6 protein-coding genes and 1 pseudogene are annotated in these 8,596 nt (G+C 42.8%); 4 read left to right on the forward strand and 3 right to left on the reverse strand.

Annotated elements, in window-relative coordinates; genetic code table 11:
- Positions 1-173 precede the first annotated feature (173 nt).
- Positions 174-690 (reverse strand): annotated as a pseudogene (locus HWQ23_RS28385) (hypothetical protein).
- Between the two features lie 51 nt (positions 691-741).
- The gene (locus tag HWQ23_RS28390) at positions 742-1,158 is read right to left on the reverse strand and encodes a hypothetical protein (protein ID WP_292836213.1); all 417 of its coding nucleotides are present in this window, start codon (positions 1,156-1,158) and stop codon (positions 742-744) included.
- 435 nt (positions 1,159-1,593) lie between these two features.
- On the opposite strand from HWQ23_RS28390, the gene HWQ23_RS28395 reads away from it, so the two are divergent.
- From HWQ23_RS28395 to HWQ23_RS28410, 4 genes are all read left to right on the forward strand, one after another.
- Positions 1,594-2,346: a ParA family protein gene (locus HWQ23_RS28395; protein ID WP_292836216.1), complete on the forward strand. Its 753-nt coding sequence runs from the start codon at positions 1,594-1,596 to the stop codon at positions 2,344-2,346.
- Between the two features lies 1 nt (position 2,347).
- Complete coding sequence (locus HWQ23_RS28400; protein WP_292836219.1) at positions 2,348-3,301, forward strand: ParB/RepB/Spo0J family partition protein; 954 nt, start codon at positions 2,348-2,350, stop codon at positions 3,299-3,301.
- A 217-nt stretch (positions 3,302-3,518) separates the two neighbouring features.
- A complete protein-coding gene (gene recD2, locus HWQ23_RS28405) occupies positions 3,519-5,762 on the forward strand; it encodes an SF1B family DNA helicase RecD2 (RefSeq protein WP_292836222.1) in 2,244 nt (747 codons plus the stop codon).
- Between the two features lie 93 nt (positions 5,763-5,855).
- Complete coding sequence (locus tag HWQ23_RS28410) at positions 5,856-6,806, forward strand: RpoD/SigA family RNA polymerase sigma factor (RefSeq protein WP_292836225.1); 951 nt, start codon at positions 5,856-5,858, stop codon at positions 6,804-6,806.
- Positions 6,807-7,130: 324 nt separating this feature from the next.
- Here the strand turns inward: HWQ23_RS28410 and HWQ23_RS28415 are convergent, their stop codons facing one another.
- The gene (locus HWQ23_RS28415) at positions 7,131-8,540 is read right to left on the reverse strand and encodes a strawberry notch C-terminal domain-containing protein (protein ID WP_365743003.1); all 1,410 of its coding nucleotides are present in this window, start codon (positions 8,538-8,540) and stop codon (positions 7,131-7,133) included.
- Positions 8,541-8,596 lie beyond the last annotated feature (56 nt).

Raw genomic sequence — 8,596 nt, forward strand, 5'->3', positions numbered from 1 at the left:
CAAAGCACCCATATAGCCCCAAAAGTATTTTTTGAAATCTTTTTTATCAACGTAGTAGAAATTAAATTAGATTGTTGTTGACTCTTTAATTTATACTTTACTGTCAATCTTTTGTTGAAAAGCAATTCAGTCTTGATCTCTAACTTCTTGCTGACTACGTAACGAGTGTGTTACTAGTTGCTGACAGGTTCAGCTTTCTCTACTGAATTATCATTCACACCCAAAGTCAATTTCAAAGGAGTTTTTTGGGTGTAAGCTTTTACTACTTGCCGATAAACATCATAGTTAGTAGGTAGCGTCTGCTAAGAATTACCCATTCCATAGGTAAGGAAAGTACTTTACATCTTTCACCAATTCAGGTTTTTCTGCCTCTTCGTGAGGTCTTTTACGTTGTTCAACTTCATCAACACTTGGTCGCGGTGGTAAAGTAGGCCACCATAGCCCACTGTCATCTGGGCCAACAACTGCTCCTGGCGGTTTCAATCCATTCCTATTCACCATTGAAGTATTCGTTCATGTTTCAATGCGTGGCTGTGGTTGACTAGTTAGATCATTGGCATACAAAACAAGCCAGGTGTAACTGGTGAGTGCTGTAGCTTCATACTGTTCAGTTGTAGCACCGCTACAACTATTAAGCGTGAGCGCCGTTAGTGCAGTCATTATTGAGGTTAAAAATCTCAGCTTTTGCATTATCAATTATGAATATCTTTCAACAATCACTCTTAAAGAGGGTGTATGCCATCATTGCTGCCAAGGTGAAGGTATCGCCGTAATCGAAAGCACTTCTCCCGTTGTTAATCTGATAGCTGTCTTCTCACAATTAGGACATTGGATTTTAACCTGAATAAGTGAAGGATGGCCAAAGTATTCTCCCATCACAGGCTCTCCAGTATATTCGCTAATTATTGCCTGTTGACAGTGCCAACACTCGAATATGACACGCCCCACTGAGGAGTTACAATCAAAAAACTGGATATGTTGACAGCGTTCTGGTGGTAACTCTTCTTCATCATCGCTCTTTGTCAATTGACCCTGTTGCTTAGGTTGTTGCGGTAATTTGGATTTTCTCTTGTCAGAAGAGGTACGTTCTGCTTTACTTTTCTCTAAATGTTGCGGTTTTTCAGCAGCGTTCGGCTTTGACCTTAAAGGAGGTATCACCTCTGCTTGGGGTGGCTGCTCAACTGACGGCGGCTCATCAATGGGAGTAATGCCAGGCTGAGAGGTTGGCTGCTGTTTCTCTACTGGTTTATAAGCAACTTGGTCAAGTTTTGGGCTTTGGTCGTTGGGAAATGATCTGTTGTTTAGGTAGCTTGGGGGATTGCTCTTTTGATTTCATCAGAACTTTTTATGTGGACTTGGGGAAATAAGTGTATTTTAAGCGCCAATTTATTTCACTAAATCGCTCCTCATCGCCAGAACGAAAGTATAGTTAGCTTTTTAGGTAACAAGCAATTTGGAGCATTAGTTTTTCATTACTTTGGTGTAAAACTTGTGAAAATCTTTGCAGTCTACTTAAATTGTCATAGAATCAGTTCATTCTGTAACTAATATATATATGTTTTTTCATCAAAAATCGCATAGTACTAAGAAAATATGATTATCGCAGTTACTAATCAAAAGGGAGGAGTAGCCAAGACAACCTCTACTATTGCACTAAGTGGATTGCTGGCAGAAAGTTCCTCCTGCCTTGTAGTTGACTTTGATCCCCAAGGCAATTTAACCACAGGTCTAGGAATCAAGATTCAGCCAGGGCAGATGACTGCTTATGAAGTACTTACAGATCGTAAACAGAGCGCATCTGAAACTATTATTGACACCGAGTACGGAATCAAGCTGATTCCGGCTGACATATCTCTAGCATCTGGAGAAAAGCAAATTTTGACCTCGGCAGATAATAGCCGAATCCTGAGAAAGAAATTGAATCCTTTACGGCAAGAATTTGCTCATATTCTCATTGATTGTCCACCTAGCTTAGGTATGTTGACTCTAAATGCACTAATGGCAGCAGATGCAGTCTTGATCCCCGTTCAATGTCAGTTCTTTGCTTTGGAAGGCTTACGACAATTATTGGAAACTATCGAAAGTCTTCGTGATGAAGACACTCACCCCAATTTGCAAATTTTAGGAGTCTTGCCTACAATGGCAGACCGTACACTCACGACCCAAGATGCTCTCAAAACTCTTAAAACTAAACTCCCTGGGGTCAAAATTTTTGAACCAGTTCCTAAATCTGTTCAGTTTCCAGAGTCTAACTTGGCGCGTCAACCAATCCATCGGTATACCACAGAAAGAAAATTGATTGAACCTTATCAAGAAATCGCCAGGTCAATGGCAGAACAGGAGTAATATGGCGAAGCGGCGCTTGTCAATGGCAGATGAAATGGAATTTCCGAATAAAACCAGACAATTCCTGGACTTAGTAGGAGTTACCAATAATCCTCAACTTTCGGAAAACGAATCTATTGAACAATCTTTATTAATAACTCAAATTCACCTAGCTGCTCATCAGCCTCGGCGTTATTTTTCAATTCAAGGAATGGAAAGCCTAGTTGCTTCTATCCGTGAACATGGCATCTTGCAGCCACTGCTTGTCCGACCGTTAGAATCCGGTAATTATGAATTGATTGCTGGTGAACGTCGCTACCGTGCGGCTCAAACTCTTGGAATGGAGCAAGTTCCGGTTATTATCCGCCATCTCAATGACCAAGATGCTTTCCAAGTCGCCCTCCTCGAAAATTTGCAACGGGAAGATTTAAATCCGGTTGAGGAAACTGAAGCTATTTTGCAACTGCTATCTATCCGCTTGGAATGCTCTCAAGGAGAAGTTATTTCCCTACTCAATCATATTGCTAACCGACAAAAGCAAAAAACAGAAACTACGAACAACGTTGTTCGTAACCAATGGGAAATGGTAGAAAAGATATTTTCAGTAATAGGTAGGGTGACTCCAGACAGTTTTCGTAGTCATCGCCTACCTTTACTAAATTTACCTAAAGATGTTCTAGAAATTTTGCGACAAGGAAAACTAGAATATACCAAAGCACGTATCATCGGTCAATTGAAAGACGAAGATCAGCGACATCAACTTCTAGTGAAAACTATTGAAGAAAATCTTTCAGTTAGAGATATCAAAAGTTACATTCAATCAGTTCAACCTCCTAAGTCTTCTCAGCCGAATATCCTGACTAATCGGATGAAGGAAGCCTATCAGCGAGTTAAGCAAGCTAAAATCTGGGAAGATCCTAATAAAGCAAAAGTTTTAGATAAGTTGTTAGGGCAAATTGAAGCTTTATTAGAGTAAAATCTATGGTTTTTTATAACATATTTCACTCTCCTCACCAACCTTTGAGGCGTAGCTTGCTCCCGCTTGCGCTCGTAGTCATCGTATGGTGAAGCGAAGCAGCATTTTCGACTTTATCATCTACTATTACTGTAATCTCAAAAGAGTATAGTATTTATGTACTATGATGGAACTGAATTCCAGTATTGTAATAATGTGCGGCATCTGATCATAAACAATGTCCACTCCCTCTAATCTTTCCCCTCGACAAGTAAGTGCCTTTCCTCAACACGAAACAATCACCGGAGTCGTAGAACGTTTAACTTTTTACTCTGCTGAGTCAGGCTACACTGTGGCACGCTTAACCCGCGCCAGAGCCACTGACTTAACCACAATCGTAGGCAGCTTTGCCAATATTCAGCCAGGGCAGACTTTACAACTAACTGGTTTCTGGCGTGACCATCCGCAGTTTGGGCCACAATTCCAAGTAGTCAACTACAAAGAAACCAAACCAGCCACTCTCACTGGAATTGAGAAATACTTGGGTAGTGGGCTGATTAAAGGTGTTGGCCCAGTCACAGCAAGACGGATTGTTGCTCACTTCAGGCTAGAAACCCTGGAGATCATCGAAAACCAGATTGAACGACTGATTGAAGTCCAGGGTATTGCCAAAAAGCGGATTAAGTTAATTAAAAATGCCTGGGAGACACAGAAAGCCATAAAAGAAGTAATGGTATTTTTGCAAGGGCACGGTGTTTCAACAACATACGCAGTCAAAATTTACAAGCAATATGGCAATAAAGCGATCGCTACAGTAACCCATAACCCCTACCAGCTAGCAGCCGACATCTACGGTATTGGTTTTCTGACTGCTGATAAAATTGCCCGTAACTTGGGAGTTGCACCAGATAGTGAATTCAGATATTGTGCTGGACTTGTCCATGCTTTGAGTGAAGCTGCTGAAGATGGACATTGTTACTTACCACAGGCAGAACTAATTGAGTCAGTGATTAAACTGCTGACTACTGAGGATCACCAGCCAACTTTATATGCGATCGCTGTGACTATCAAAGATATGGCATTAAGGGATGAGTTAATCAGAGAGAAAATCCCAGACCAAACCCTGCTGTGCTACAAACCAACTTACTTTCATACTGAACAAAACCTAGCACAACTGATATCTGGGCGCTTAACTCAACCGATTACACAGGACATTCCTCGTGTTCGTGCCTGGATTGAGCGCTTCACTGCTAGTCACAAGATTCAGCTTTCAGAGCAACAACAGCAAGCGGTTGAGATAGCAGCCTACTCCAAAATCATGATCCTCACTGGTGGCCCTGGCGTTGGAAAGACTTTTACCACTCACACCATTGTCAGCCTGTGGAAAGCAATGGGTAAATCTATTGCAATGGCAGCACCAACTGGACGGGCTGCTCAACGCTTAGGTGAAATGACTGGGTTGGAAGCTAAAACTATTCATCGCTTGTTAGAATTTGACCCGCGCTCAAGGGGTTTCAAGCGTGATAGCGAAAATCCTTTACCCCACACGGCAATTATCGCTGATGAAGCCAGTATGCTTGATTTATTTCTGGCTTACTCCTTGGTTAAAGCAGTATTAGCTGGCGCTCTACTGTTGTTGGTGGGTGACATTGACCAGCTACCATCTGTGGGCCCAGGTCAAATACTCGCTGATTTGATTAATTCTGGTCGTGTGCCAGTAGTGCGGTTAACCCAGGTATTTCGCCAAGCTCAACAGAGCGCAATTATCACCGCCGCCCACCAGATTAATCGAGGAATTTATCCCACAATCGAGCCAATCTCCGACAATCCTGTGTCCGACTGTATTTGGCACGGCGGCGGACATCAGCCCGAACATGGTGTGCAGGCAATCTGCGAGTTGATTACCGATTTGATTCCACGGCTGGGTTTTAATCCTGCTACTGATGTGCAAGTACTTTGTCCAATGTCGCGGGGCTTGCTAGGGACTCGCAACCTTAATACTGTGTTGCAGCAGCTGATTAATCCACCCAGTCCCGACAAGGTGGAGATAAATAGGGGTGGGACGATACTACGAGTTGGCGATCGCGTCATTCAACAAATGAATGATTACCAGCGTGAAGTCTTCAATGGAGATTTGGGAATTATCACCGACATTGATACTGTTGAACAAGAAGTAATTGTGCAGTATGGAGAGCGTACTGTGATTTACGACTATGCTGATCTCAACGAAATTAATTTAGCCTGGAGCGTTACTATACATAAAAGCCAGGGTTCAGAATATCTAGTGGTGATTTTGCCAATCTATATGCAGCATTATATGATGTTAACCCGAAACCTGTTTTACACTGGTATAACTCGTGCCAAGAAGTTAGCGATCGTAGTTGGCGCAAAAAAAGCGATATCTCTGGCGGTGCGCTCTACTGATGACCAACAGAGGTACACAAGGTTAAAGCAGAGGTTACTTCAGACAGGGCTGCATTGATGATATGTTTTGGTTCTTCAAAATAGAAAAATTTATTGAGCTATTTGATTTATACTTTTGAATCCCCTGGTTTAAAAAAGTCGAAAAGTTTGTATGTCCAGCCTGAGTTCCGACATGGTTCGCATCTATTTGCAGGAAATTGGTCAGTATCCTTTATTAAAGCCAGAGGAAGAAATTGCTTATGGTAGACAGGTACAAGAAATGATTGCCATTGAGCAATCTAAAAATGAACTCACCCAACAGCTAGACCGTGAACCAACTTTGACTCAATTAGCTAATGCTGTCGAAAAAACCGAAGCACAAGTCCGAGCAGCACTACACCTTGGCCAAAAAGCCAAACAAAAAATGGTGACAGCTAACTTACGACTGGTAGTTTCTGTTGCCAAGAAATATCAGAACCGCAATTTGGAATTTTTAGATTTGATTCAGGAAGGAGCAATCGGTTTACAACGGGGTATAGAAAAGTTTGATCCCAACCGGGGCTATAAGCTATCAACCTACGCCTACTGGTGGATTAGTCAAGCTATAACCAGAGCAATAGCAGAACAATCGCGCACTATTAGATTACCTATTCATCTCACTGAAATACTTAATAAAATTAAGAAAGTACAGCGAGAAAGCTTTCAAAAACTCGGTCGTCATGCCACTGCTGAAGAAATAGCAAAATCATTAAACCTCAGTACAGATAAGCTTCGAGAATATCTCGCCGCTTCTCGCACAGCCATTTCTTTAAATAAACAAGTCGGAGATGAGCAAGAGACAGAATTGGGCGAAATTTTAGCAGACGTTGGCGTTTCACCAGAAAAACTGCTCACCCAAGAACTTTTATCGCAAGACGTGGCAAAATTCTTAGAACCATTGACGCCTATACAACGTCAAGTGTTGACTTTAAGCTTTGGGCTAGAGAACGATCAGCATTTCAATCTCGCTCAGATTGGCCAACAGCTAAACCTTAGCCGAGAACGGATTCGTCAAATCCAGGTCAAAGCTATAAGCATTCTCCGCCATCGACAAAACGATATGCAAGAGTATTTATTTGATTAAGCCATCATGTAAAAATAAGTTGTACAAATTTCAGTAGACCGAAAAGTTTGACGTAGCTGACACTAGGGGGAAGATAGGCGGAAAGCATTAGTGTATAAGCTTTTTAGCTATTGTTTTTAGATAAATCATCCAAGTCATGTTTGCTTCTTGTTAGACAAACCTGTAACAAAAGAATAAGGGCTTTAGTTTTGTCATTGGCAACAAACCTCGGTTTTAGGTAAGTTTGTACTATTTTGCCCCTGGTGTCAGCTACGCTATATCTGCCCCCTCTTGTTTGAGCGAAAAATAAGCTGATGTATTTACTTAGATACATCAGCTTTTGACTTACCCCAAGATTTCAATCACAGCCGCGAGAATAGCTGGGGCTTTGTCTGAAACCGGAATGAATACCCGCTTTTGCCAGTTGATGATCTCGGTGAAGCAACCCACAGCTAAGAGTCGCTCTGCCAGTGAGATAGCATTAACCAGTTCTATGCGAGGTTCACTAGCAATGAAAGACCGCCGCAGCGTAATTCCTCCTGGTAGCTGCTGTGTATATCTCTGGTTCAGTACCAGCTTCACAAGTTCTTCTGGAGAAAGCACCTGATTTCTTAGTCCGAGTTGTTCGCGCACGGTTTGAATGTCGTGAGCATTCACCACCCGACCGAGTATCTTTTGTCCATCGCTGGTTTGCAAGCGGAATACTCGACTACTGTGCTGTGGCAGGATTTTCCAGATAGGCAATAGAATACCAGTTACCAAATGCAGGTAATCGGTAGTGAACTTGGGCAGTGTATCCACTTCAGTAGACCACGCCGCAACAAACGTATCAGCCGAAACCTGCCGCCAAGTGGAAGAATTTAGCTGTTCCACTATGACACGAGTTTCTTTTTGTGGGCGGACGAGTAATACCCTTGGCACAACACCACCTTCAGCATCGAATATACTATGCGTTGGAATTGTTACAGCCGCAATACCTTTTTCATTCACCATGAATCGCCCTTGGTACTTGACAGCAAACTCAACCATCTCTTGAGCCGTTCTGATGTTGTTCTTCTGAACTCGCTCAATTTTGAGGTAGTTGGTGACGCTACCAGTGTCAGCATGAGTGTACACGGTTTCCTGGCTCTCAACATTAAACCGTTCTGCTCGGAGAGTTTCTACCCCCATCTCATAGACCCCTGCCGCGATCGCTGCTTCAATCTGCTGACTTAGCAATAACTCAAAACGCTCGAAAATGATGTTTTGCATATCGATGCGTAAAGCCAGCAGCCGATTGAGGAATTGCCGCAATGGGGGCAAGTCGATTTTCATCCCGCCTTCATGAGAGGTTAAACTCAGTCCAGTCATTTGTTCAAAAGTTCCTAGTGGAACTTCAAAAAATCGACCTTGGTATATTTGTCGGAATAACTCATACAGGGCGTGTTCTGCATAGTTCGACTCCAGATTATCCTTAGCCTCAAATATCCCATTGCCACCTGTTTGCCGTTGACCACGAGTAAGAGCGCCCAAGCTATCCAGCCGTCGAGCAATGGTTGAGATAAAGCGGCGTTCACCGATGACGTTAGTGGTAACAGGTCTGAACACGGGTGCTGATGCTTGGTTTGTGCGATGCGATCGCCCCAACCCCTGGATTGCATTGTCTGCTCTCCAGCCAGCTTCAAGCAGGTAGTGCGATCGCCGCCGTCGATTCACAGCGTTGAGGTCAGCATGATAACTTCTGCCTGTGCCACCAGCGTCACTGAAGATGAGGATTCAATACTTTTCGGTTAAGAATTAAGCAGTATTAACAATGGAAAAATTGAGTGGCT

This window comes from Nostoc sp. JL33, from assembly GCF_017114985.1.
In the GTDB taxonomy this organism is placed as follows: domain Bacteria; phylum Cyanobacteriota; class Cyanobacteriia; order Cyanobacteriales; family Nostocaceae; genus Nostoc.